The following is a 22,364-nucleotide window of genomic DNA, read 5'->3' as shown; positions in this document are numbered from 1 at the left end:
ACCCACACCCACCGTGAAGTGGGCGCGATTCATGGCGTCCGCCTGCGGCATTGCCTTGTCCCCTAGGCCGGTCCCCGGGGCCCGCCCACGGAGCAGAGCGCAGCCCGGCGCCCTGATTGAGCAAGGAAATATGCGCCGCGCCGAGAAACGGCGACGTTAGTCAACCTCGGGTCACGCTGTCCGCCAAGAGTCGGCTAGTGAAGCCTGCGGCGCATAGTCGCTCATAGGCAGCTTCGACGTCCTCCGAGACCGCCTGCTCGATCATGAACCCCTGGCGCGGGTACACCATGAGCCTCTGTTGAGCTCCGACCAACATGTCGATGACGAGATGCGGGTCCCCGATGGCATCGACGTACTCCGCAAACGCCATGGGCGTTGACGCACTCACCCACTCGACTTCGGGCCATAGCTTCCTCGCCGTGGCGTACGCCCGCCGTTCCTCATACGGCTTGCTGACCAACAGGGCCGACGACACAGGAATGCCCCGCTCTTCGAGCAGGGCGCGAGAGAAGCGGATGTTTTCGCCCGTGTTCCGGGCACGCGACTCAACGAGGATGGTGCCCGCAGGCACCCCAAGCTCGATCGCCCGCTCTCGATAGTGATCGGCTTCACCTCGAGGCATGCGCTCCCGCGTCGTGCGGCTCGTCGCCCCCGTGAAGACGATGACCGGCATCATCCCGCGCCGGTACAAGTCGGCCGTGGTGTCGGCCACCCCCAAGTCATGGCTGCCCAAACCAACTGCCACGGAGCAGGGGCGTGGTTCGTGGCCCATCTGCTGGAAGTCCCAGAGCCGTTGGGCATCCGCCCACGCCTGCGTAGAGATCACTGGCTCTCGCCTTCCTCGTTCGCCGAGTCGGGCACCTCGAAGTCGTAGGACCACGAGAACCGTGTGGCCGCATGAACCCCGATCGCGTACTCCACCACAGTCCCGTCTGCGGTGTACGTGGTGCGGTGCAGCTCCACCACCCACTCCCCCGGCGAGAGCTGGAGGAGCTGAGCCTCGTCCGCGGTCGGGGTACGCGCGAACAGCTCTTCCTTCATGTGGTCGATCTCGAACCCAGCGTCGTACAGCACGCGGAAGCCGCCACCCCGGCCCGCGGGGCCTGGGGTCGGGTCGACCAACCGCGTCCCCTCGACATGCTCGGGCCGGTAGTAGCTGGTCAGCGTGTGGGTCGGCTGCGCCCCCTCCTTCACGAGGCGCGCACGCGCATAGACCTCAGCACCGTCGGGCAACCCGTGCGCTTCGGCTACGGGTGCCGGCGCTTTCACGCGGCTGACCTGCTGGGTCTGCTCGTTCCTGCGATAGGCGCGCCCCGATGCCACTCGGTCAGCGATGAACGCGACTTCGTCGCCATCGCGCCACTTGGCCTTGTCGTACCGAGCGATACCCAGCCGCTTCAACGGGGTCTGCTGTCGCACGACGGTGCCGTGCCCGCGAGACGAGATCACCAGCCCTTCGGCCTCCAGAGCCTTGTACGCCGCATGAACGGTGGACTTCGATCCCTCACCCGCCTCCACCAGCTCCCGGATGTGCGGAAGCTGCTGGCCAGGGGCGTACTCGCCGTTCCTGATCCGCTCGGCAAGCCGGTCCGCCAGCTCTCGCCACTTGGGTGCCACGCAGAACTCCTCTCGACGCTCCCAGTGAAACACAGTCCCAGGACTGTTGACAGTCCTGGGACTGTGAGTGCATTGTCTTCTCAAGCCGCTCGCAGTCCTAGGACAGCGAGGCGGAGGCGGCTCCTCATTGCTGCTTCCGGCTGCGTCGGTTCGTGATAGCTCGCCACCGCAAGGAGCCACGAACTGGTCGTCCTTTGAGAACTGCATAGGTGGGCCCCGTCTCCCCGAGTCGAAAAGGCGGACCGCGCGGCGAAGAGTCGTGCATCGACGTTTCCGCAGCTCATCGGCTGCGGCCGGTTGCCTCCGCCGCTCGTCTCGTACGAGCGGCGCTGAGGGGAGCCGGAATTCACCGACTTCAGTGATCTACGCAAGGAGTCCTGATGGGCCTCGTTTTTGGCTTCCGTGACGACGAGATGGTCACTCCGCAGGAACAGGGCGTGGAGGTGGACGAGTCGTTCACCGTCGAACCGGGCCAGACCCACACCGACGGCAACGGCAACACCTACACCGCGACCGGCCGCGACGAGAAGTAGAACCCGCTCGGGCCGCGTGACCCCGCGCGGCCTACCCACCACAACGGCGCGAGCCCCCGGAGGTGCAACTCCGGGGGCTCTGTCGGGACGTACCCACTGCTAGGGAGACACGACCCATGAACCACATCGTTACTGTTCAGGACGCTGTTACCGCGTTCGCCGACTTCGCGGAGCCGACGAGCGCGGAGCTGGACGCCATCGAGGCGGAGATGCCCGCGATCCTCGCGGGCATCGAGCTGCTCGACGCGCAGATCATCACGCTTGACCGGGTCCCGTCCGAGCTGGACGAGCGGCGCATCCGGCGGGCCCGCCGCAAGGTGCTCGCCGCCCGCCGCGCCCTGGCCAACACGTCCGCTTCCGGTGTTTCGGGGGTGGGCGCGTGAGTGCCATCGACGCGAACCTGACGGCCGCGCACGCCGAGGTCAAAGCCGAGATCGCCCGCACCGACACCAAGACCAGCCTGCTCCTGGCCTTCGTGGGCGCGCTGCTGGCGGGCACGTGGACGCTCGCCAAGGACGCCAACTTGCCGACGCCCGCTCTCGCGGTCGGCGGCTTCGGCACGGGCCTGCTGCTCGGGGCGGTGGGGCTGCTGCTGTCCTCGGTCCGCCCGAACCTGGGCGGCGCCCGCCCGGTCGGCTTCCCGCTGTGGGCGACGCTGAGCGCGGAGGAGATCACCGCCCAGCTCGCCGAGGACTGCCGCGCGCAGCACATCGCGGAACTCTCCCGGATCGCGGTCACGAAGTTCACCGGCCTGAAGCGGGCAGTCGACCTGACCCGCGCGGGCGGGGCCCTGCTCATCCTCGCCGCGCTGATCGCGGTCGGGGGTGGTCTGGCATGAGCGCCACGCCTTCCCCCACCGGATGGGCCCTCACCTTCATGGTGCTGGGCTCGCTGGTCATGATGACGGCCACCGCGTGCCTGCTCAGCCTGCACGAGCCGGTATGGCGGTACGTTCTCGCCGGCGGGGCCGCGGTGCACGTCGCCGGATGGCTGCTGCACGGCCGCCGCGCGCGCCGGACGGGCGGTGCGGCATGAACCGCCCCGGCAAGACCCTCCTCGTCCTCGCCCTGGTCACGGTGGTCTGTATGGCGTTCCGGGTCTCGTGGAACGCGTTGCGGGACATCGCGGGCGCGGTCGGGGCGGACGCCACGGCGGCGACGCTGTATCCGTTCGTGGTCGATGGCCTCATGGCGCTCGCCCTGGTCGCCACCCTTGTGCTCGCCGGACGCGACCGCACGTTCGCGCTGCGGGTGCTGGGCACCTACACGCTCGCCTCACTCGTCCTGAACTACGTGCACGGCCTCGTGCCCGAGCTGCATGGCCGCACGGTTGACTGGGGACGGCTGGCCGACTGGGACCCCGCCAACTGGGCCCTGGTGCTGCTCGCCACGTCGCTTCCGGTCGGGTCGATCTACTTCGGCTCCGATCTGGTCGCCAAGGTCCTCCACCACCGCCCCGCTCCGGTCGAGCAATCGACCTCAAAGGCGAATGCGGAGGAATCGACCGAGACCGTCATGAAACGGTCTACGGCTGACCTGCCGGAATCGACCCTCGCACCGCTCCCCCCGAACCCGGTGGCACTGCCCCGACCGGTGCCCCTGGGCTTCCTGAAGTCGGCTCTGCCGGTCAAGCCGCTCGACTCGATCGACCCGGCCCCGGTCACGCCGATCGAGCGGGGCGCGGTGGCGGCGGAGTCGACCCGGCCGCGCCGTGCCACCGGCCGCGTGCCCGAGGCGGCCAAGCCGACCCGGCCCAAGCGCACCCCGGAACAGCTCCTCGCCGAGGCGCGGGCGGCGACGGCCGGTTGGCCGGACGCGAAGGTGACCGGCGAGGGCATCCGCCGCGCCATCCACACCTCACCGGCCAACGCCCGGACGCTGCGGGACACCCTGCTCGCCGAGCGCGCCGCCACCGCCAAGGCCGCGTGATGGGGGCGCTACCGGTGTTCCGGTGGCGTCTGGCCCCGGACGGCTACGCCACCCGCCGACAGCTTCGGGCGCGTGGTCTGCGTCCGGGTGGTCAGTGCGTGGCTGCGCAGCTTGAACGGCCGCGCCGCCGCCGGGGCCCGTTGGTCGCCTACCTCTACCGCGTCGACCTCGCCCAACCGGTCCGGCCGATGACCGAGGCGCGGTGGGCGGCGCTGGCCAAGGCCAATGCAGCCCGCCGCCACTGCCCGCAGTGCGGGCGCGATGCGGGCTACGTCATCCCCGCCTCGCTCGGCACCTGCGTGCCCTGCGCCTACCCCGAACCCTCCGACGTCCCTAGGAGTGCCTGCCATGGGTAAGCCCGACACCCGCCGCCTGGACCGCGAGATCCAGGCGGCTACTCGCAAGCTTGAGGCCGTGCAGCAGCGGCAGATGTGGCCGCTGGACGGCCGCGAGCGTCGCGCCATCCTCTCCGTCGTCGCCTCCAGTTCGGTCAAGGTGGTGCGGCACAAGAGCACCACCCGCGAGGAGAACCGGGCCGACACCGTCTGGAGCGCTGCCGAGATGCGGCTGAACGCGGAGATCATCGCGTTGCAGGCTGAGCGGCAGCGCATCGTGAACGAGAACGCCAAGGCCAAGGCCGCAAAGAAGTCCTCGGGGTGGTGGTGAGCATGGCCGCCAAACCCGCGCCTCCGGGGGAGTGCCCGCAGTGCTGGCAGCACGCCCACGACAAGAGCATCCACCGCCGCCTGGGGCCGCGCGAGGACTGCCCCGACTGCGTGAACCACATGGTCAACGGCCACCCCACCCTCGCGCCCAAGGCGCGCAAGGGGTGGTGGTGAGCATGGGCCCGCGTTGCCCCGCCGCGCATTCGGAAGACCCCACGCTCTGTGTCGGTCCGTTGGTGGTGAGGGTGCTGGACGCGGTCGGTGGCGGGGCCGACGCGTGCGAGCACCACGGCGCCCGCCTGCTGGCCTCCCTCACCGGCGCACGCGTCTACCCGCTGCCCGCCGCCCCGACCGGTGCCGCCATCAGCGTCTTCACGGCCGCCGCCGGTACCCGCCCGTTCTGCTGGGTCGACGGCCCGCGCACCAAACCCTCGCAGCTCAGCGACAACGAGAACCGCGCCCGCCACACCCGCTGACCCACCGGGGTGGCCGCCCCGCCACGGGCCCGGCCACTCCGGCCCCCTCATACTTCGCGCCCCCTGCGGCGCAGGCAGGAGCCTTCCCTCATGAGCGGCACCGTCGTTCCCCTGCACAAGACCCCCGACCCGCCCGCCAACACCACCACCACCACCCAGAACGTGACCACGCTGAGCGTGGTCCCCGACCCGGCCCCCGTGCCGCTGTGGGTGCGCTCCGGCCGCGCCGTGCGCCGCATCACCACCCATGAGCGCACCCGTGAGGCGGGCCGGTCGGCGGTCCGCCACAGCATGTACGTGGTGGGCGGGACGCGGATCGTGGCCCGCCGAACCTGGGACGGCCGCACCGGCTCCCGCTACGAGCGGATGCTCCGCGCCGCCGAGGCGGCCGGAAACTACGAGGTCGCCCAGGAGTGGGAAGAGCGGCTGCAGCGCTTCCGCGAGGCCCGCCACCGCCGCCGCATGGACCTGCTGCACTCCCCCCTCGACGCCGCCAAGGGCCTCGCCGTCGGCACCGGGGTGGGCATCGGCGCCCTGGTCGAACTCGGCGTCGTGATGGCCGTCAACAACGGCGAAGTTGCCGACGTCGTCACCCCGCTCGCCGCCACGATCGAGTTCATCGCCCTGCTCATCCGGATCGTTCAGGTCGTATGGGGCCCCGCCCTCACCATCGGCCCGTTCCTCGCCCTGCTCGCCCTGTGGTCCGTCGGCCGCAAGCAGCAGGCCGCCCCGGTGTGGGCGCTGCCCGCCAACGTCCGCTCCGGTGAGGGCGAGCCCATCACCCCCTCCATCGTCGTCAAGGCACTGCGGGACCTCGGCGTACCCGCGCTGCGGAACGCCATCAAGGAGATGGGCGATGCCGGCGCCGCCATGCTCGGTCCGATCCGGATCGCCGGATGCGGCGTGGAAGTCGATGTGACCTTGCCTTCTGGGGTGTCGACGGTGGAGGTGCAGCAGCGGCGCCGCAAGCTCGCCGAGAACCTGACCCGGCATGAGCACGAAGTGTTCATCACCCTGCCCGAGGCGGCCCGCACGGTGCGGCTGTGGATCGCCGATTCCGGCGCGCTGGACGAACCGATCGGCCCGTCCCCGCTGGTCACCGACGAGACGATGACCGCCGACTACTACAAGGGCAAAGCGCCGTGGGGGCAGGATCTGCGCGGCGACGCGGCCACGATCAGCCTGTTCCAGCGCCACCTGTTGGTGACCGGCCTGTCCAACCAGGGCAAGACCGCCGCCTTGCGTGCTTTGGCGCTGTGGCTGGCGCTGGACCGCTCCGTGCAGTTCTGGATTGCGGACCTGAAGGGCATCGGCGACTGGGCCATGTTCGACGGCATCGCCCAAGTCCTCATCGAGGGCCCTTCCGATGACCACGTGATCCAGGCGACCGAGATGGTCGAGGAGGCGGTGGAGGAGATGAACCGCCGCATCGCGGCACGCCGCAACGATCCGGCCCTCATCTTCGCGCCGCTCATCGTCACCGTGGACGAGGCGCAGTTGGCGTTCATGTGCCCGGTCATCGGCGAGGACAAGCGGCCCTACGGCGGCTCCAAGGCCACCTCCCGGTACTTCATGGCCGTCCGCAAGATCCACAACCAGGGGCGCGCGGTCGATGTCCTGATGTGGCAGGGCACCCAGGACCCCACCGACCAGAACCTTCCCAAGCTCGTCCGCGAGGGCGCCCACACCCGCGCCTCTCTCGTGCTGGGCACCGAATCCCAGGCCCGCATGGCGTTGGGCGACAAGGCCGTGGACGGTGGCGCCGCCCCTCATCTGCTGCGCCAGGGGCTGGACAAGGGCACCCTCGTCATCGCCTCCGACGGCATCACCATCCCCGCCGGGCAGGCATCCATCACGGTGCGCACGCACTTCATCGCCGACGAACCGGCCGCCGAGATCGCCGCGCGGGCCAAGGCCCTACGCGGCGACGTCACCACCATGCAGGGCATCGACCGCGGCGAGGAGCGTGACGCCCTCGCCGACGTCGCCGCTGTCATCGGCGACGCGGCCCGACTGCGCACTACCGAGGTACTGAAGCGGCTGCACGCGCTGGACTCCAAGGTCTACGGCAACCAGTGGACCAACGACCGCCTCAAGCGGCTCTTGGAGGAGCACGGCGAGGAACCCAAGAAGTCGCACGGGGTCATGGTCGTCCACCGCGAACACGTCCTGCGGGCCCTCGCCGACCGCGACAGTGACGGTTCCGCTTCCGCTGCCTGACAGCGGGGAGCGAACACCTTCCCATCCGGGGAGGCGGGGAGAACTCCCCAAACCCCTCCCCCAACCGTCTCCCCCGCCCTGATCAGCGAAAACACCACTTTGGGGAGGCGGGGAGGCGTGCAGGTCAGCACCCCCGAAACCCCCTCTGCGGCACTCCCTGAAGGGGGTGCCTCTGCCTCCCCGACCCCCGTCATGAAGGGATTCCGCATGACCCCCGACACCACCCCCGAGACGGCCCCCGCGGGCGCCGGTCTGAGCGAGGCACAGGCCGCCACCGAGGCGCGGCGGATCATCGCCGACGCCTACCGGCCCACCGCCTACCGCGACACCACCCCCCTCCCAGCCCACGGCGAGGCCCCGGCCGTCGCCCAGCCCGGACGACCGCCCATGAGCCAGAGCGCCACCGACGCGAGCGTGCTCATGCTCGCCGGAGGCACCACCACCGTCATGGTCGGCGGCACGGCGAGCGTGCTGATGTACCTCTCCCAGTACGCCGACCCGCTCGTCTGTGGACTCGTCTTCGGAGCCCCGACCGCTCTCGTGCTCGCCCTTGCCCGGCTCGCCACCCGGGCCAAGCCCGCTCCCGAGGAGCACCACCACTACCAGGGCCCCGTCCACCAGGACCGGCGCACCGTCCACAGCCGCACGAGCGGCGTGTGGGCCAAGACCGACAACCACCAGTAACGCCAAGGGCGGCCCCCGTCTCGCCAAAGCCGGGGCCGCCCTTGTCCACCTGTCCTCATCAGACCTGATGGAGGTCTCCAGCATGACGCAACCCACCGACATCCGGCGAGAGCGCAGCGAAATGAGCGAGCATCTGCGTACCGCGCTCTCCCTCGCCGCCTCTCAGATCCCGGTCCTGCCGCTGCGGGCGGGAAAGATCCCGTTCGGGAACTGCCGCCGCTGCACCGACAACGTCTGCGGCGGGCGGCCCAACATGAAGACCCCGGGGCCGTGCGCTTGCCCCGAGCTCTGCCACGGCTGGGCCGCCGCCACCATCGACCCGGACGTCATCACCTCCGGCCCCTGGCGGCACGCCTGGAAGCGCGCGGGCGCGGTCGCCTACCACCCGGGCGGAGCGGACTTGACCGTCGTCGACCTCGACAACGCCGACGCGATCACATGGGCCCGCAAGCACCTGCCCGCCACACAGACGGTCCCCACCACCCGGGGTGAGCACTGGCTCTACCTCGGGACGATGCCGTCGGCCAACGCGGTCCGGCCCGGAGTCGATATCAAGTCCGCCATGGCCTACGCCCGGTGGCTCGGCTCCGGCACCGGCACCCTGACCGCCCTGCCGGACACCGTCCGCGCGCTGGCCGTCAAGCGGCCTGCGGCTACCCGCCCGACGACCGTCGCCCTGCCCGTTCCGCCTGGGGGCGGGACATGCCGGCACCGCACCCCTGCCTTCCTGGAGCGCGGCATCACGATGGCGGAGCAACGCATCACCGAGGCCACCAGCGGTGTGCACGCCACGGTCTACCGCACGTTCCTGGCGGTGCTGTCCACGCACGGCCGGTGCGGCTGCCTCGGCGAGGACCACATCACGCGGTTGTTCGCTGCCGCGCAGGCCAAGGGGGAGACCGTCCGGCACTGCGCCGAGGCGTGGACCAACGCCCGCACCGCCTTGGGGCTGTGACATGGCTGAGGACGACAAGAACCCCGCCCGCGAGATCATCACCACCTACGCGCAGTCCCATTTCCGGTACTTCCGCACTGCCGACGGCACCGTGTACGCGCAGAAGAACGGCCACCCCGTGGCTCGCCCGATCCGCTCCCAGGGCACCACCGGAAGCCACCGCCAAGAACTCATGGTCGGCCTCTACCGCGACGGGCTCGGCGTGTTCAACGGCACCGCCCTCAAGGAGGCGTTGGACTTGATCGAAGCACTCGCGCTGAGCGAGGATGTGCAGCCCGTGCACATCCGCGTCGCCCCCGGCTACGACGGCGCGACCTGGCTCGACCTGGGCCGCGACGACGGGCAGTCGGTGCGCATCCACCCCACCGGCTGGGACATCACCGTCCCCGACCCCCGGGAAGTGTGCTGGCGGCGCACCCAGCTCACCGGGGAACTGCCCCTGCCGGCCAAGGACACCGACGGCAAGGGCATCGACGCGTTGATGCGGCTGTGCAACTTCGCCACCGCCGAGACCGAGTGCCTGGCCATCGCCTGGCTCATCGGCTGCCTCGGCCCCGACGTGCCCGTGCCCGCACCGTTCCTCACCGGCCCGCAAGGCGCGGGCAAGTCCACCGCGGGCCGCATGCTCCTGCGGATCGTGGAGGGCATGAGCGGGGACCTGCGCAGGGCTCCGAAGGATGAGGAGAACCTGCTCGCGGCGGTGGCGGCCGGATGGGTCACCGCCCTGGACAACCTCTCCTACATGACCCCGGACCTCTCCGATGCGATGTGCTGCATCGTCACCGGAGCCGAGAACGTCAAGCGGGCCCTGTTCACCGATGGGGACGTCTTCCGCGTCGGCTACCGCCGCCCCCTGCTCATGACGGGCATCGACGTGGGCGTCATCCGCCCCGACCTCGCCGAACGGCTCCTGCCGCTGCGGCTGGTGCGGCCCCGTGTGCGGCGCACGGAGGCTGAACTGTGGGCGGAGTACGCCGAGGTGCTGCCCGTTGTGCTCGGTTCGCTCCTGGACCTCACCGTCAAGGTCCGCGCCGCCGAGGCAGAGACACCGACCGATCTGCGGATGGCAGATTTCGCGCACCTGTGCGCGCAGCTCGACGCGGCCACCGGCCTCGGGGCGCTGCCCGCTTACCGGGTCAGCCTGGACGACCTCAATGACGACGTCATCGAGGGCGACCTGCTCGCGCAGACCGTCCTCAAGCACGCCGAGACCATCGAGCCGGGGGCGGCGCAGCGGATGACGTCCACAGACTGGCTGCACTGCCTCAGCAGCCTCTACACGGGCGAGGACTTCCGCCCCCTGCCCAAAGGGTGGCCGACCACCGGCAAAGTCCTCTCCGACCGCCTCAAGCGCCTACAGCCCACCCTCGCCGCCCGGGGCGTCCTCATCGACTCCGGACGCACCAGCGAGGGCCGCTATCTGGAGATGACCCGCGCGGTGGCAGCCCCGCCGCCGCACGCGCAGGAACGGGCGTTCTGACCCGCACCGCCGTACAACTCCCCCGGACAAGCAAGAGGAGCACCCGGGGCAGCGCGTGCTCCTCTTGCTGTTCGGCGGCTCACCGCCGCGTGATGGGCGCGCCGCCGTGCGGCTCCTTCTTCACGCTCGAAGCCGCACCGCCCCGCCACAGACACCACCCCCTCTTTTGTCCTAAGAGAGGGAACGCTGCGTCATCTGCGTCATGCGGACGGCAAAACCGCCCCCGACCTGTGGCAACAGGCATGACGCAGACGGCAGCGCCTGCGTCATCTTGCGTCATCTGCGTCATGCCATGACGCAGCCCATGACGCGCCAATGACGCACGCCCGCCTCGCCGCGTCATGCAAAGCCGCAGGCCAGAGGCGCGAATGACGCTGATGACGCAATGACGCAGAAATCCGCACCTCGGACAGACGCGATCCCTGAGAAGCGTCCAAGACCCGCCCCGGTAGGAGGCACACCCGGATGAGCACCGCGACCGCCGCCCCCGTCGACCGACTCCTGTACAAGCCCGAGGAGGCCGCCGAGGCGCTCGCTATCGGCCGCTCCACCGTCTACGAGCTGATGGCCGAAGGCGCCCTGAAGTACATCAAGTTGGGCCGCACACGCCGGATTCGACGCTCCGATCTCGAAAGCTACGTGGCGAGCCTCGCCCCTCTGCCCGCCTGACCCGAGCACGACTTGAGGCACCCCGGGCATCCCGCTCGGGGTGCCTCCCGCATGGAGGAGCCCATGAGCCCCCGCAAGCCCAACAACGAGTCCTCCATCTACTTCGGCGCTGACGGCTGGTGGCACGGCCGCGTCACCATGGGCGTGAAGAACGATGGAAGCCCCGACCGCCGCCACCGCCGCGCCAAGACCGAACCGGAGATCAAGCGCAAGGTCAAAGAGCTGGAACGGCAGCGCAACGAGGGCCGCGCGACCAAGGCCGGTCGGGCGCCGACCGTCGCGAAGTGGATGGAGACCTACCTCACCGACATCGCGAGCCTGAAGCTGAAGCCGCGCTCTCTCGACGACTACTGGTCCAAGACCCGCAACGACATCGTCCCGGGCGTCGGACAGCACCGCATCGACAAGTTGCAGCCTGAGCACCTGGAACGGATGTACCGCGCCATGCTCGATGCCGGTCACGCCCCCTCGCACGTTTTGAAGGTGCACCGCATCCTGTCCCGCGCCCTGAAAATCGCCCACCGCCGCCGTATGATCAGCGAGAACGTGGCCACGCTCGTGGACCCGCCCAGCGTCGATGAGACCGAGGCGAACCCCTTCACTCAGGAGGAGTCCAAGGCCTTCCTCGAAACCGCCGCAAAGCGGCCCACCTTCATGCGGTGGATCGTCGGCGTCGGTATGGGCTTCCGGCAGGGCGAGACGCTTGGTCTGCGCTGGTCGTACGTCGACCTCGAAGCCGAGCTGTTCCACCCCAAGTGGCAGCTTCAGCGCCTCACGTGGCGGCACGGCTGCGGCGACCCGCACGCCTGCGGAGGCCGCCTCCATCGCTTCGCCCCGTGCCCGCCGCACTGCACCACCCACAAGGGCTACAAGCGAGGCTGCCCGAAGCCCTGCACCAAGACGTGCACGAAGCACGCGAGCGCCTGCCCGAAGCGCAAGGGAGGCGGGCTCGTCTTCACCCGGCCCAAGACCAAGAAGAGCCAGAACCCCGTACCAATCCCACCCGTGTTCCTCCCGTTCCTGCACGACCACAAGGCGCGACTAGAGGAGATGCGAGCCGCAGCGGCAGAGCTGTGGGAGGAGCACGACGTCGTGTTCTCGCGGCCGGATGGGCGTCCGCTCGATCCCCGACAGGACTACGAAGAGTTCAAGGAACTCCTTGCCGAGGCCGGAATCGACGACCGCCGCCTCTACGACGGGAGCCGCCACACCGCCGGCACAATCCTGAACGAGTTGGGCGTCGACATGCCCACCATCATGGAAATCCTGCGGCACACCCAGATCAGCCAGACGCGGCGCTACGTGAAGGGTCGATCCCACCTGTCGAAGGACGCCATGCGACGCATGGGCGAGTTCTTCGTCCCCGGTCCGCAGAGCCCCGCTCCAAGCCCTCCCGAGGGTCCCACTGAGACCAGAACTGAGACCCCCGACACCCGCGCGGCCCGCTCCCGCCGCCGACGCCGCATCCGCTGAACAACAAAACCCCAGCTCAGAGCGATCCGAGCTGGGGTCTCAGCGGAGCCCCCTGTCGGATTCGAACCGACGACCTACGCATTACAAGTGCGTTGCTCTGGCCATCTGAGCTAAGGAGGCGTGCACCGGCGTGCCCGTGCAGTGTAACCAACACCGGCGGCCGGCCCGCCGAGGATTTTCCCGGCGGCCCGAAGGTCGGGGCGCTTCGACTGCTGACAGACCACGGGCCTCCGGGGTACGGTCACGAGCAGTTCACTCCTGTGGACTACACCACTCCCTCTACTCGGATCGTCCGGCACGTTCCTGCCGGTGAAGGGGGCCTCCACCATGGCCACTGTTACGTTCGACAAGGCGACCCGCATCTACCCGGGCTCCGAGAAGCCCGCCGTGGACGGCCTGGAGATCGAGATCGAGGACGGCGAGTTCCTCGTCCTCGTCGGTCCCTCGGGCTGCGGAAAGTCCACCTCCCTGCGCATGCTCGCGGGCCTGGAGGACGTGAACCAGGGCGCGATCCGCATCGGAGAGCGCGACGTCACGCACCTGCCGCCGAAGGACCGGGACATCGCCATGGTGTTCCAGAACTACGCGCTCTACCCGCACATGACCGTCGCCGACAACATGGGCTTCGCCCTGAAGATCGCCGGCGTCAACAAGGCCGAGATCCGCCAGAAGGTCGAGGACGCGGCGAAGATCCTGGACCTCACCGAGTACCTGGGCCGCAAGCCCAAGGCGCTCTCCGGCGGTCAGCGCCAGCGTGTGGCGATGGGCCGCGCGATCGTCCGCGAGCCGCAGGTCTTCCTCATGGACGAGCCGCTGTCCAACCTCGACGCCAAGCTCCGCGTCTCCACGCGTACGCAGATCGCGTCGCTCCAGCGCCGCCTCGGCATCACCACCGTGTACGTCACCCACGACCAGGTCGAGGCCATGACCATGGGCGACCGCGTGGCCGTGCTCAAGGACGGGCTCCTCCAGCAGGTCGACTCGCCCCGCAACATGTACGACCGCCCGGCGAACCTCTTCGTCGCGGGCTTCATCGGCTCCCCGGCCATGAACCTCGTCGAGGTCCCGATCACCGACGGCGGCGTGAAGTTCGGCAACTCCGTGGTGCCCGTGAACCGCGAGGCCCTCAGCGCCGCCGCCGACCGCGGCGACCGCACGGTCACCGTCGGCGTCCGTCCCGAGCACTTCGACATCGTCGAGCAGAACGGCGCCGCCGCGAAGTCCCTCTCCAAGGAGAGCGCCGACGCCCCGGCCGGCCTCGCCGTCTCCGTCAACGTCGTCGAGGAGCTCGGCGCCGACGGCTACGTCTACGGCTCCGCCGAGGTCGGCGGCGAGCACAAGGACCTCGTCGTCCGCGTGAACGGCCGCGCGGTGCCGGACAAGGGCACCCAGCTGCACGTCGTGCCGCGTCCGGGCGAGACCCACGTGTTCTCCACCTCCACCGGCGAGCGCCTCTCCGACTGAGCCGGGCCGACTGACCCGGCCGGCCCGAGCCGGCCGACCCGGCCGAGTCCCGGAACCGCTCCCGAAGGGCCCCGCACCGACCGGTGCGGGGCCCTTCGTTGTCGACAAATGCCCCGCCCTGGCAGCCACTTCGGCGGCCATACGTCAACACCGTGAAAGAAAAACCTGGTTCACCGTCGCTCGACCGAGTGACTAAATGTCGCCAAATCATCACCGAGCGCTACGCTCACTCGCGTGACGCACTCCGCCAACTACCTCCAGAAGTCGCGCCGAGCCCACCGGGGCCCCGCCCGCCGCATCGGCCGCACGCTCGCTCTCGTCCTGCCCGTGATGCTGGTGCTCTCCGGGACCCTCGCGGTCACCAGCGTCAACTGGTCGGGGGACACGTCGGATTCGATGCTCACCGCATCCGCAGACGACCTGTCCAAGCCCCGCACGTCCCGCGCCCCGCAGGACATCCTGCGCGAGAGGCTCCTCCTGGAACTCCAGGAGAAGGACCCCGGCGTGGCCCTCACGCACCTCCAGCGCGAGGTGGACCGCCACCCCTCGCTGGCCGAGCACTGCATGTCCATCGCGCGCGCACTCGGCCGCGCGGCCGTGCAGGCGTACGGCCCGACGCGCGCGCAGTCCTACGCCAGGCCCGTCTGCGACACGTCGTACGCGACGGGCGTGGCCACGCACCAGAACCGCTGAGCGGGGCCGGCCCCGGCCGGCCCGCCGCTACCGCCGCGTAGGGTTTCCGGCATGACCACGCAGAACCCCACGCAGGCCGTCGTCCTGGCCGGAGGCCAAGGCTCCCGCCTCCGGCCGTACACCGACGACCGGCCCAAGCCGATGGTCGAGATCCCCGGCACCGGGACTCCGATCATCGGCCATCAGCTCGCCTGGCTGGCCGCCGAGGGCGTGACGGACGCCGTCATCTCCTGCGGCCACCTCGCCGAGGTCCTGCAGGAGTGGCTCGACTCCGCCGACCTCCCGCTGAACGTCACCACGGTCGTGGAGAAGGAGCCGCTCGGCCGCGGCGGCGGCCTCAAGTACGCCGCCCGCCACCTCCCGCACGCGGACCGCCCCTGGTACGCGACGAACGGCGACATCTGGACCCGCTTCTCGCTGCGCGACATGGCGGCCTTCCACGCCGAGCGGGACGCCACCGCGACGCTCGCCCTGGCCCGCCCCCGCATTCCGTGGGGCGCCGTCGAGACGGACGCGTTCGGCCACATCACGGACTTCATCGAGGCACCGCCTTCGCCCTACCTCATCAACGCGGGCGTCTACGTCTTCTCCGCCGCCTTCACCGCGCTCCTGCCGGACCTCGGCGACCACGAGCGCACCACGTTCCCCCGCCTGGCGAGGGAGAAGCGCCTCGCCGGCTTCCCGCTCCCCCAGGGCGCCTACTGGCGCGCCATCGACACGGCCAAGGACCTCACCGAAGCCGCCAAGGAACTGGCCGCCCAGAGCCGCTGAGCGGCGTCCGGGCGCATACGTACGCCAGTGGGGCCCCGCACCATCCGTGCGGGGCCCCACCGTCGTCGTACCGCCGGGTCAGCGCCCGAGAACACCGCCGAGCAGGCCGGGCCGCTGCCCCTCGGCACCGCCGGAGCCGCCGGTGCCGCCGCTGCCGCCCGTGCCGCCACCACTGCCGGTGGAGCCGCCGCTCGTGCCGCCGGACGTCGGCCCCGCGGTCGTGGCCGGGGCCTGCTGCTGCTGTTCCCGCGGCGTCGTCTGCTGTGGCGGCGCCTGGCCCGCGGCGCCAGTGCTGCCCTGCGTCTGACTGGGCTGCCCCGCCGTGCCGGCCGTGCCCGTCTCGCGGGCCGTGCCGGGAGCCGTGGCGCCCTGCGTCGGCCCCGCCGAGTCGCCGCCCTGCGTGGGCGAGCCCGTGGTGGCGGACGGGCTCTGCGCCTGCCGCCGCTGCTTCTTCGCGGGGTCGCCCGGCAGCGGGGTGCCGGGCTGTTCGTTGCGCGGGGCCTCGCCGGGGCCCGGCACGGTGACCCGGTCCGCGTCGCGCACCGCGCTGCCGAGGAGCGAGCCGACGAGCAGCGTCAGGCCGATCGCCACCCCGCCGATCAGACCGCCGCGCCGCAGCACGCGCCGCCGCAGGTCCCAGATGTCGACGCGGGGTCCGAGCGTGCGCCACGCCTCGCCCGCGAGGCGGCCGTCCAGGGAGTAGAACGGGGCGCCCGCGATGATCAGCGGCGACCAGGCGGCGAGGTAGATGATGTCCGGCGCGTCGTAGGCGGGGACGGTCCGCCAGCTGACGGTGACCATGAGCGCGGCGGAGAGCAGCACACCGACCGTGGCCGCGACCCGCTGCCAGAGCCCCAGGATCGTCAGGACGCCGACGATGACCTGGAGGAAGGCGACGGTGAGGCCGGCGCCCACGGGGTGCTGGAGCGCGAAGTCGCGCAGCGGCTCGGCGAGGGCCCAGGGGTGCAGGGAGGTGAGCCACTTGACCATGGAGCCGCGCTCGCCGCCGTCGAAGTAGACGGGGTCGCAGAGCTTGCCCATGCCCGCGTAGACCGAGATGAGGCCGAGGAAGACGCGGAGCGGCAGGAGGACGACGCCGAGGTTCATCCGGCGCCCGGGGTAGTAGGCGTGGCGGACCGGGTCGGCGCCGTGCCGCCGCCTGCCGTCCTCGCCCTCGTCCCCGTCGTCGTACCCGATCTCGTACGCGTCGTCGTCCTCGTACGGCTCCTGGTACGTCTTCTCGTACGCGTCGAGGCGCTCGCGCTCGGCGGTCCGCTCGTCGTAGTCACTGCTGGGCATCCGCATCTGCGGCAGCAGCTGGGTCTCGGGGCCGCGGCCGGCGGGGACGCCGGGCGTCGCGACGGTGTCGGGGCCCTCGTCGTACCCGACGCGGGGGATGACCTGGGTGGCGCCCGCGTCGTCGAAGGGGCCCGTGTCCTCGGCCGAACGGCGCACATTGCTGCCGCGCACGGCCTGCAGGAGTCTGATGGCGCCCGTGTCGTCCGGATCGGACCTGCCGCTCCAGACGACGGGCGTGCGGCGCTTGGCGGCGGTGCCCGCGGCGGGGATGCGCACCGTCGGGCCGACGGCGTCCAAGTGCCGTGCGATACGCGGGGATTGAGTGCGCCCAGCGGCGGGGAGCTGCACGCGGAAGCTCGCGTGATTGACGATGACCTGCGCCGGGTCGCTCGGCACCTTCACCATGCTCAGCGCGGGAGCCTCGTCGAAGCCTGACGAGCTTCCCCCCGTGGGAGTGCGGGATGTTCTGGTGTCCACACTCATCTAACCGAGTGATGTGTGTTTAGGACACTGCCTTGACCACGGAGAAATGTCCGGACCGCGTCAAGTGATCAACACGGTCCGGACACGCGGGGCTCAGCTGCGGCGGCGCGAGGCCTCGTAGAGCACGACACCCGCCGCGACGCCCGCGTTCAGCGACTCGGTGCCGCCGGGCATCGGGATGCGGACGCGGTAGTCGCACGTCTCGCCGACCAGGCGGGACAGGCCCTTGCCCTCGCTGCCGACGACGATGACGACGGGGCCGCCGAGCGCCTGGAGGTCGCCGACCTCGTGCTCGCCGTCCGCCGCGAGGCCGACGACGGCGACGCCCGCCTTCTTGTACTGCTCCAGGGCGCGCGTCAGGTTCGTGGCGCGCGCGACCGGCGTGCGCGCCGCCGCGCCCGCCGACGTCTTCCAGGCACCGGCCGTCATGCCCGCGGCACGCCGCTCCGGCACGAGGACGCCGTGCCCGCCGAAGGCGGAGACGGAGCGGACGACCGCGCCGAGGTTGCGCGGGTCGGTCACCCCGTCGAGCGCGACGATCAGCGGGTCCTCACCGGCGTCGTACGCGGCGGCGGCGAGGTCCTCGGGGTGCGCGTACTCGTACGGCGGGACCTGGAGGACGAGGCCCTGGTGGTTCAGGCCGTTCGTCATGCGGTCCAGCTCCGGGCGCGGGGCCTCCATGAGGTGGATGCCGCCGCGCTCGGCCGCGAGCTGGAGCGCCTCGCGCACCCGCTCGTCGTTGTCGATGAACTGCTGGACGTAGAGCGTGGTGGCGGGCACGCCGTCGCGCAGCGCCTCGAAGACCGGGTTGCGGCCGACGACCATCTCGGAGGTGCCCTTGCCGCCGCGGTTCTTGGCCGGGGGCCTGCGGCCCGCGGCCTTCTTGGCCTTGGCGGTGGCGATCCGGTTCTTCACATGCCCCTTGCGCGCCTCGGCGGGCGGCGTCGGGCCCTTGCCCTCAAGGCCGCGGCGCCGATTGCCGCCGCTGCCGACCTGCGCGCCCTTCTTGCCGGACATGCGGCGGTTGTTAGCGGCCATGACCTACCTGTCTGTCGTGATGCGTGGGCTCGTACGTGCGTACGCGCCCGGAGGTGTACGTCTCTGCAGTGTGCCGCCCGGGAGGCCGGGCGGCACATCAGCGGTGTTCGGTTCAGCGCGGGCCGAGCGTCCAGCGGGGTCCCGTCGGGCTGTCCTCGATGACGAGGCCCGACTGGCCGAGCTGGTCGCGAATGGCGTCGGCCGTGACCCAGTCCTTGCGTCCGCGGGCGGCCTCGCGCTGGTCGAGGACCATGCGTACGAGGGCGTCGACCACTCCGCGCAGGTCCTCGCCCCCCTCGCTCCCGTCACCTGCCCACTGCGGGTCGAGCGGGTCGAGGCCGAGGACGCCGAGCATGGCCCGCACCTCGGCGAGCCGCGCCACGGCGGCTTCCTTGTCGTCGGCGGCGAGGGCGCTGTTGCCCTGCCGGACCGTGGTGTGGACGATGGCGAGCGCCTGCGGGACGCCCATGTCGTCGTCCATCGCGTCGGCGAAGGCGGGCGGCACCTGGGCGGCGGGCTCGACGACCCCGCCGGCCATCTCCACGACGCGCTGCACGAAGCCCTCGATGCGGGCGAACGCGGACTCCGCCTCGCGCAGGGCCTCTTCGCTGTACTCGATCATCGAGCGGTAGTGCGGGGTGCCGAGGTAGTAGCGGAGCACGATGGGCCGCCACTGCTTGACCATCTCGGAGACGAGCACCGAGTTGCCCAGCGACTTGGACATCTTCTCGCCGCTCATGGTGACCCAGCCGTTGTGCACCCAGTACCGCGCGAAGGAGTCGCCGAAGGCCTTGGCCTGGGCGATCTCGTTCTCGTGGTGGGGGAAGATCAGGTCGATCCCGCCGCCGTGGATGTCGAACTCGGTGCCCAGGTACTTGTGGGCCATCGCCGAGCACTCCAGGTGCCAGCCGGGCCGGCCGCGGCCGAAGGGCGTCTCCCAGGCGGGCTCGCCCGGCTTGACGGCCTTCCACATGGCGAAGTCGCGCGGGTCGCGCTTGCCCGCGACGCCCTCGTCGGGCTGGCGCAGGTCGTCGATGTCCTGGTTGGAGAGCTCCAGGTACCGCGGCCAGGAGCGCACGTCGAAGTAGACGCTGCCGTCCGCCTCGTAGGCGTGCCCTCGCTCGATGAGCCCGCGCATCATCTCGACCATCTCGGTCACGTGGCCGGTGGCGCGCGGCTCGTAGGTGGGCGGGAGGCAGCCGAGCACGTCGTAACCGCTGTTGAACGCGCGCTCGTTCTCGTACCCGATCGACCACCAGGGGCGGCCCTGCTCGGCCGACTTCTTGATGATCTTGTCGTCGATGTCCGTCACGTTGCGCACGAACGTCACGTCATAGCCGCGGTAGGCAAACCAGCGGCGCATGATGTCGAAGTTCAGGCCGGACCTGATGTGGCCGATGTGCGGGGCCGCCTGCACCGTGGCACCACAGAGGTAGATCGAGACACAGCCGTCGTGGAGCGGGCTGAAGTCACGGATCTGCCGGGCGCTGGTGTCGTACAGGCGAATCGTCACGACTCCAGGGTAGTGGGCGCGGGGCAGTGCCCCACGCCCCCTTCCCCGACAGCCCACGAACCGTGCCCCGCACCGCCCCCCTCAGACCCGCCGGACGACCTTCCACACGGCCACCCCGCCCCGACCACACCGGCCATATCGCGGCCACCACACCACCGCGCCCGTCAGCGGGCTCCACCCACGGGCGGGAAGCGGGGACATTCGACAACCCGACGGGCGGAGCGACAGGCCGCTCAGACGCGCCCGACGACCTTCCGCGCGGACACCCGCACGACCACCCGTTCCCCGTCCTCGCCCGCGGACGGGTTGAACTCCGCGTACTTCTTGCCCGTGTACTTCACCGACAGCTCGTCGATCAGCTCCTGGCCGCCCTCGGCCGTCATCTCCGCCGTACCCCGGATCTCCGCGTACGTATACGGCGCATCAGCCGGCTGCACCACCACCGTCACCCGCGGATCACGCCGCAGATTCCGCTCCTTGCGCCGCCCGACCGTCGTCGAGAACAACACGTCATCACCGTCCCGCTTCACCCACACCGGTGACACCTGCGGACTACCGTCCGGCTGAATCGTGGCCACCATGATGCTGCGTCCATCAGCGGGCTCCGCCCGCGGGCGGGCCCCCGGGGCATTCGGCCCGACGGGCGGAGCGACAGGGCCGCTCAGACCCGCCCGACGACCTTCCGCGCGGACACCCGCACGACCACCCGCTCCCCGTCCTCACCCGCGGACGGGTTGAACTCCGCGTACTTCTTGCCCGTGTACTTCAGCGACAACTCGTCGATCAGCTCCTGGCCACCCTCGGCCGTCATCTCCGCCGTGCCACGGATCTCCGCGTACGTATACGGCGCATCAGCCGGCTGCACCACCACCGTCACCCGCGGATCACGCCGCAGATTCCGCTCCTTGCGCCGCCCGACCGTCGTCGAGAACAACACGTCATCACCGTCCCGCTTCACCCACACCGGTGACACCTGCGGACTACCGTCCGGCTGAATCGTGGCCACCATGACGAAGACGGGCGTGTCGAGCAGGGCCTTGAGGTCGTCGGACAGTTCCGCGGACATGGGCTTCACTCCTTCGTGGACGGTCGGCCGCGTCCATCATCGTGAGGACGCGCCGCCGCCGTCATCGCCTGTACGAGCCATACGTCTACCCCGGTACGGGCCTCAGGGCTCCGTCCGTACGACCAAGGCGGTGGCGACCGCCGCGAGGCCGTCGCCGCGGCCGGGGAAGCCGAGGCCGTCGGTGGTGGCGCCGGAGACCGACACCGGCGCGCCCGCGGCCTCGGAGAGGACCTTCTGCGCCTCGTCGCGCCGCTTGCCGATCTTGGGCCTCGCTCCGACGACCTGCACCGCCACGTTGCCGATGGTGAAACCGGCTTCGCGGACGATGCGGGCGGCCTCGGCGAGCAGGGCGAGGCCCGACGCGCCGGACCACTCGGGGCGGCCGGTGCCGAAGTGGGCACCGAGGTCCCCGAGGCCCGCGGCCGAGAACAGCGCGTTGCAGGCCGCGTGGGCGACGACGTCGGCGTCGGAGTGCCCGGCGAGCCCGGGGCCCTCGTCGTCCCACTTCAGGCCCGCGCACCAGAGCTCGCGGCCCTCCTCGAAGGCGTGGATGTCGGTGCCGATGCCGACCTGTGGCAGCAGCACCCGCGGTGTCTCAGAAGCCATCGTTGGCCCTCCTGCGCGCGAGTACGGCCTCGGCGAGGACGAGGTCGAGGGGGCGCGTCACCTTGAATGCCTCCTCGTGGCCCGGCACGACGACGACGGGCAGGCCGAGCCGCTCGACCATGCTCGCGTCGTCCGTGACGTCCTCGGTGACGGTGTCGTGGGCGCGCCGGAGCGTGGCGTGGTCGAAGCCCTGCGGGGTCTGCACCGCGCGCAGCGTGGCCCGCTCGGGCGTGGCGACGACGGGCTCGGGGCCGCCGGGCGCCTCCGCGGGGCCGACCGCCTTGACGGTGTCGGCGAGCGGCAGCGCCGGCACCACGGCGACGGCTCCGTCGCGTACGGCCTCGATGACGCCGTCGACCGTGTCGACGGGCACGAGGGGGCGGGCCGCGTCGTGCACGAGCACGATGTCGATGCCGGGCGGCAGGGCGTCGAGGCCGGCCCTGACGGACTCCTGGCGGGAGTCGCCGCCGGGCACGACGAGGAAGTCGGTGCGGTCGGGCAGGGCGTGGTCGTCGAGGAGGGTCTTCACCTCCTGGGCGCCGTCCGGCGGTGCCACCACGACGACGAGGGAGACGGCGCGGGACTCCGCCATGGCGCGGACCGCGTGGATGAGCATCGGGGTGCCGTTCAGCGCGCGGAGCGCTTTGGGGGCGCCAGGGCCGAGGCGCACGCCCCGGCCGGCCGCGGGAATGACCACCGCGGTGCGGGATTCGCTAGACATCGGTTCCGTT

27 protein-coding genes and 1 tRNA gene are annotated in these 22,364 nt (G+C 70.9%); 18 read left to right on the top strand and 10 right to left on the bottom strand.

What is annotated here, in order from left to right:
• Nucleotides 1-160: 160 nt before the first annotated feature.
• Nucleotides 161-826, bottom strand: a complete 666-nt coding sequence (locus AB0I16_RS03760) for a YdcF family protein (RefSeq protein WP_363247694.1) — start codon at nucleotides 824-826, stop codon at nucleotides 161-163.
• Nucleotides 823-1,617 (bottom strand): GntR family transcriptional regulator, encoded by a 795-nt coding sequence (locus AB0I16_RS03755; RefSeq protein ID WP_363247693.1) that lies wholly within the window; start codon nucleotides 1,615-1,617, stop codon nucleotides 823-825. The genes AB0I16_RS03760 and AB0I16_RS03755 overlap by 4 nt, the downstream gene beginning before the upstream one ends.
• 380 nt (nucleotides 1,618-1,997) lie before the next feature.
• On the opposite strand from AB0I16_RS03755, the gene AB0I16_RS03750 reads away from it, so the two are divergent.
• From AB0I16_RS03750 to AB0I16_RS03680, 15 genes are all read left to right on the top strand, one after another.
• Nucleotides 1,998-2,150 (top strand): hypothetical protein, encoded by a 153-nt coding sequence (locus AB0I16_RS03750; protein ID WP_363247692.1) that lies wholly within the window; start codon nucleotides 1,998-2,000, stop codon nucleotides 2,148-2,150.
• Between the two features lie 116 nt (nucleotides 2,151-2,266).
• Nucleotides 2,267-2,533 (top strand): DUF6284 family protein, encoded by a 267-nt coding sequence (locus AB0I16_RS03745; RefSeq protein ID WP_363247691.1) that lies wholly within the window; start codon nucleotides 2,267-2,269, stop codon nucleotides 2,531-2,533.
• Nucleotides 2,530-2,988, top strand: coding sequence for a Pycsar system effector family protein (locus AB0I16_RS03740; RefSeq protein ID WP_363247690.1), 459 nt, complete (start codon nucleotides 2,530-2,532; stop codon nucleotides 2,986-2,988). The genes AB0I16_RS03745 and AB0I16_RS03740 overlap by 4 nt, the downstream gene beginning before the upstream one ends.
• Nucleotides 2,985-3,185, top strand: coding sequence for a hypothetical protein (locus AB0I16_RS03735; RefSeq protein ID WP_363247688.1), 201 nt, complete (start codon nucleotides 2,985-2,987; stop codon nucleotides 3,183-3,185). The genes AB0I16_RS03740 and AB0I16_RS03735 overlap by 4 nt, the downstream gene beginning before the upstream one ends.
• Nucleotides 3,182-4,078: a DUF2637 domain-containing protein gene (locus tag AB0I16_RS03730; protein ID WP_363247687.1), complete on the top strand. Its 897-nt coding sequence runs from the start codon at nucleotides 3,182-3,184 to the stop codon at nucleotides 4,076-4,078. The genes AB0I16_RS03735 and AB0I16_RS03730 overlap by 4 nt, the downstream gene beginning before the upstream one ends.
• A complete protein-coding gene (locus tag AB0I16_RS03725) occupies nucleotides 4,078-4,434 on the top strand; it encodes an RRQRL motif-containing zinc-binding protein (RefSeq protein ID WP_363247686.1) in 357 nt (118 codons plus the stop codon). The genes AB0I16_RS03730 and AB0I16_RS03725 overlap by 1 nt, the downstream gene beginning before the upstream one ends.
• Nucleotides 4,427-4,744 carry a hypothetical protein gene (locus AB0I16_RS03720; RefSeq protein WP_363247685.1) on the top strand — a complete coding sequence of 106 codons (318 nt, stop codon included), beginning with the start codon at nucleotides 4,427-4,429 and terminating at the stop codon, nucleotides 4,742-4,744. Before AB0I16_RS03725 ends, AB0I16_RS03720 begins: the two co-directional genes overlap by 8 nt.
• Nucleotides 4,745-4,746: 2 nt before the next feature.
• Nucleotides 4,747-4,917, top strand: a complete 171-nt coding sequence (locus AB0I16_RS03715; RefSeq protein ID WP_363247684.1) for a pRL2-8 — start codon at nucleotides 4,747-4,749, stop codon at nucleotides 4,915-4,917.
• Between the two features lie 71 nt (nucleotides 4,918-4,988).
• A complete protein-coding gene (locus AB0I16_RS03710; RefSeq protein ID WP_363247683.1) occupies nucleotides 4,989-5,219 on the top strand; it encodes a hypothetical protein in 231 nt (76 codons plus the stop codon).
• Nucleotides 5,220-5,309: 90 nt separating this feature from the next.
• Nucleotides 5,310-7,439, top strand: a complete 2,130-nt coding sequence (locus tag AB0I16_RS03705; protein WP_363247682.1) for an FtsK/SpoIIIE domain-containing protein — start codon at nucleotides 5,310-5,312, stop codon at nucleotides 7,437-7,439.
• Between the two features lie 207 nt (nucleotides 7,440-7,646).
• Nucleotides 7,647-8,123: a hypothetical protein gene (locus AB0I16_RS03700; protein WP_363247681.1), complete on the top strand. Its 477-nt coding sequence runs from the start codon at nucleotides 7,647-7,649 to the stop codon at nucleotides 8,121-8,123.
• A gap of 82 nt (nucleotides 8,124-8,205) precedes the next feature.
• Nucleotides 8,206-9,078, top strand: coding sequence for a DNA primase (locus tag AB0I16_RS03695; RefSeq protein WP_363247679.1), 873 nt, complete (start codon nucleotides 8,206-8,208; stop codon nucleotides 9,076-9,078).
• A gap of 1 nt (nucleotide 9,079) precedes the next feature.
• Entirely contained in the window at nucleotides 9,080-10,558 is a 1,479-nt protein-coding gene (locus AB0I16_RS03690) for an ATP-binding protein (RefSeq protein ID WP_363247678.1), read from the top strand.
• 465 nt (nucleotides 10,559-11,023) lie between these two features.
• Entirely contained in the window at nucleotides 11,024-11,227 is a 204-nt protein-coding gene (locus AB0I16_RS03685; protein ID WP_198503036.1) for a helix-turn-helix domain-containing protein, read from the top strand.
• Between the two features lie 63 nt (nucleotides 11,228-11,290).
• Nucleotides 11,291-12,700, top strand: a complete 1,410-nt coding sequence (locus AB0I16_RS03680) for a tyrosine-type recombinase/integrase (protein WP_363247677.1) — start codon at nucleotides 11,291-11,293, stop codon at nucleotides 12,698-12,700.
• Nucleotides 12,701-12,746: 46 nt separating this feature from the next.
• Here AB0I16_RS03680 and AB0I16_RS03675 read toward each other — a convergent pair.
• Nucleotides 12,747-12,820: transfer RNA gene (locus tag AB0I16_RS03675), tRNA-Thr, on the bottom strand.
• Between the two features lie 207 nt (nucleotides 12,821-13,027).
• Here AB0I16_RS03675 and ugpC point away from each other — a divergent pair.
• From ugpC to AB0I16_RS03660, 3 genes are all read left to right on the top strand, one after another.
• Nucleotides 13,028-14,164, top strand: coding sequence for a sn-glycerol-3-phosphate ABC transporter ATP-binding protein UgpC (gene ugpC / locus AB0I16_RS03670; protein ID WP_363247676.1), 1,137 nt, complete (start codon nucleotides 13,028-13,030; stop codon nucleotides 14,162-14,164).
• Between the two features lie 234 nt (nucleotides 14,165-14,398).
• Nucleotides 14,399-14,857 (top strand): hypothetical protein, encoded by a 459-nt coding sequence (locus AB0I16_RS03665; protein ID WP_363247675.1) that lies wholly within the window; start codon nucleotides 14,399-14,401, stop codon nucleotides 14,855-14,857.
• 51 nt (nucleotides 14,858-14,908) lie between these two features.
• Nucleotides 14,909-15,628 (top strand): nucleotidyltransferase family protein, encoded by a 720-nt coding sequence (locus AB0I16_RS03660; RefSeq protein WP_363247674.1) that lies wholly within the window; start codon nucleotides 14,909-14,911, stop codon nucleotides 15,626-15,628.
• A 78-nt stretch (nucleotides 15,629-15,706) separates the two neighbouring features.
• Here the strand turns inward: AB0I16_RS03660 and AB0I16_RS03655 are convergent, their stop codons facing one another.
• The 7 genes from AB0I16_RS03655 to ispD form a co-directional block, all read right to left on the bottom strand.
• Nucleotides 15,707-17,410 carry a DoxX family membrane protein gene (locus tag AB0I16_RS03655; RefSeq protein ID WP_363247671.1) on the bottom strand — a complete coding sequence of 568 codons (1,704 nt, stop codon included), beginning with the start codon at nucleotides 17,408-17,410 and terminating at the stop codon, nucleotides 15,707-15,709.
• 93 nt (nucleotides 17,411-17,503) lie between these two features.
• Entirely contained in the window at nucleotides 17,504-18,448 is a 945-nt protein-coding gene (rlmB, locus tag AB0I16_RS03650; RefSeq protein ID WP_363247669.1) for a 23S rRNA (guanosine(2251)-2'-O)-methyltransferase RlmB, read from the bottom strand.
• 112 nt (nucleotides 18,449-18,560) lie between these two features.
• Entirely contained in the window at nucleotides 18,561-19,961 is a 1,401-nt protein-coding gene (cysS, locus tag AB0I16_RS03645) for a cysteine--tRNA ligase (RefSeq protein WP_363247668.1), read from the bottom strand.
• A 233-nt stretch (nucleotides 19,962-20,194) separates the two neighbouring features.
• Nucleotides 20,195-20,545, bottom strand: a complete 351-nt coding sequence (locus AB0I16_RS03640; protein ID WP_363247869.1) for a PPOX class F420-dependent oxidoreductase — start codon at nucleotides 20,543-20,545, stop codon at nucleotides 20,195-20,197.
• A gap of 77 nt (nucleotides 20,546-20,622) precedes the next feature.
• Entirely contained in the window at nucleotides 20,623-21,027 is a 405-nt protein-coding gene (locus AB0I16_RS03635) for a PPOX class F420-dependent oxidoreductase (protein ID WP_363247666.1), read from the bottom strand.
• Between the two features lie 102 nt (nucleotides 21,028-21,129).
• Nucleotides 21,130-21,633, bottom strand: a complete 504-nt coding sequence (gene ispF / locus AB0I16_RS03630) for a 2-C-methyl-D-erythritol 2,4-cyclodiphosphate synthase (protein ID WP_363247665.1) — start codon at nucleotides 21,631-21,633, stop codon at nucleotides 21,130-21,132.
• Nucleotides 21,623-22,354: a 2-C-methyl-D-erythritol 4-phosphate cytidylyltransferase gene (gene ispD, locus AB0I16_RS03625; protein WP_363247664.1), complete on the bottom strand. Its 732-nt coding sequence runs from the start codon at nucleotides 22,352-22,354 to the stop codon at nucleotides 21,623-21,625. The genes ispF and ispD overlap by 11 nt, the downstream gene beginning before the upstream one ends.
• Between the last annotated feature and the right edge of the window lie 10 nt (nucleotides 22,355-22,364).

It is taken from the genome of Streptomyces sp. NPDC050703 (assembly GCF_040654435.1).
Lineage (GTDB): Bacteria > Actinomycetota > Actinomycetes > Streptomycetales > Streptomycetaceae > Streptomyces.
Note: the sequence above shows the minus strand (reverse complement) of the source record. Positions and strands in the feature narration are given on the sequence as shown.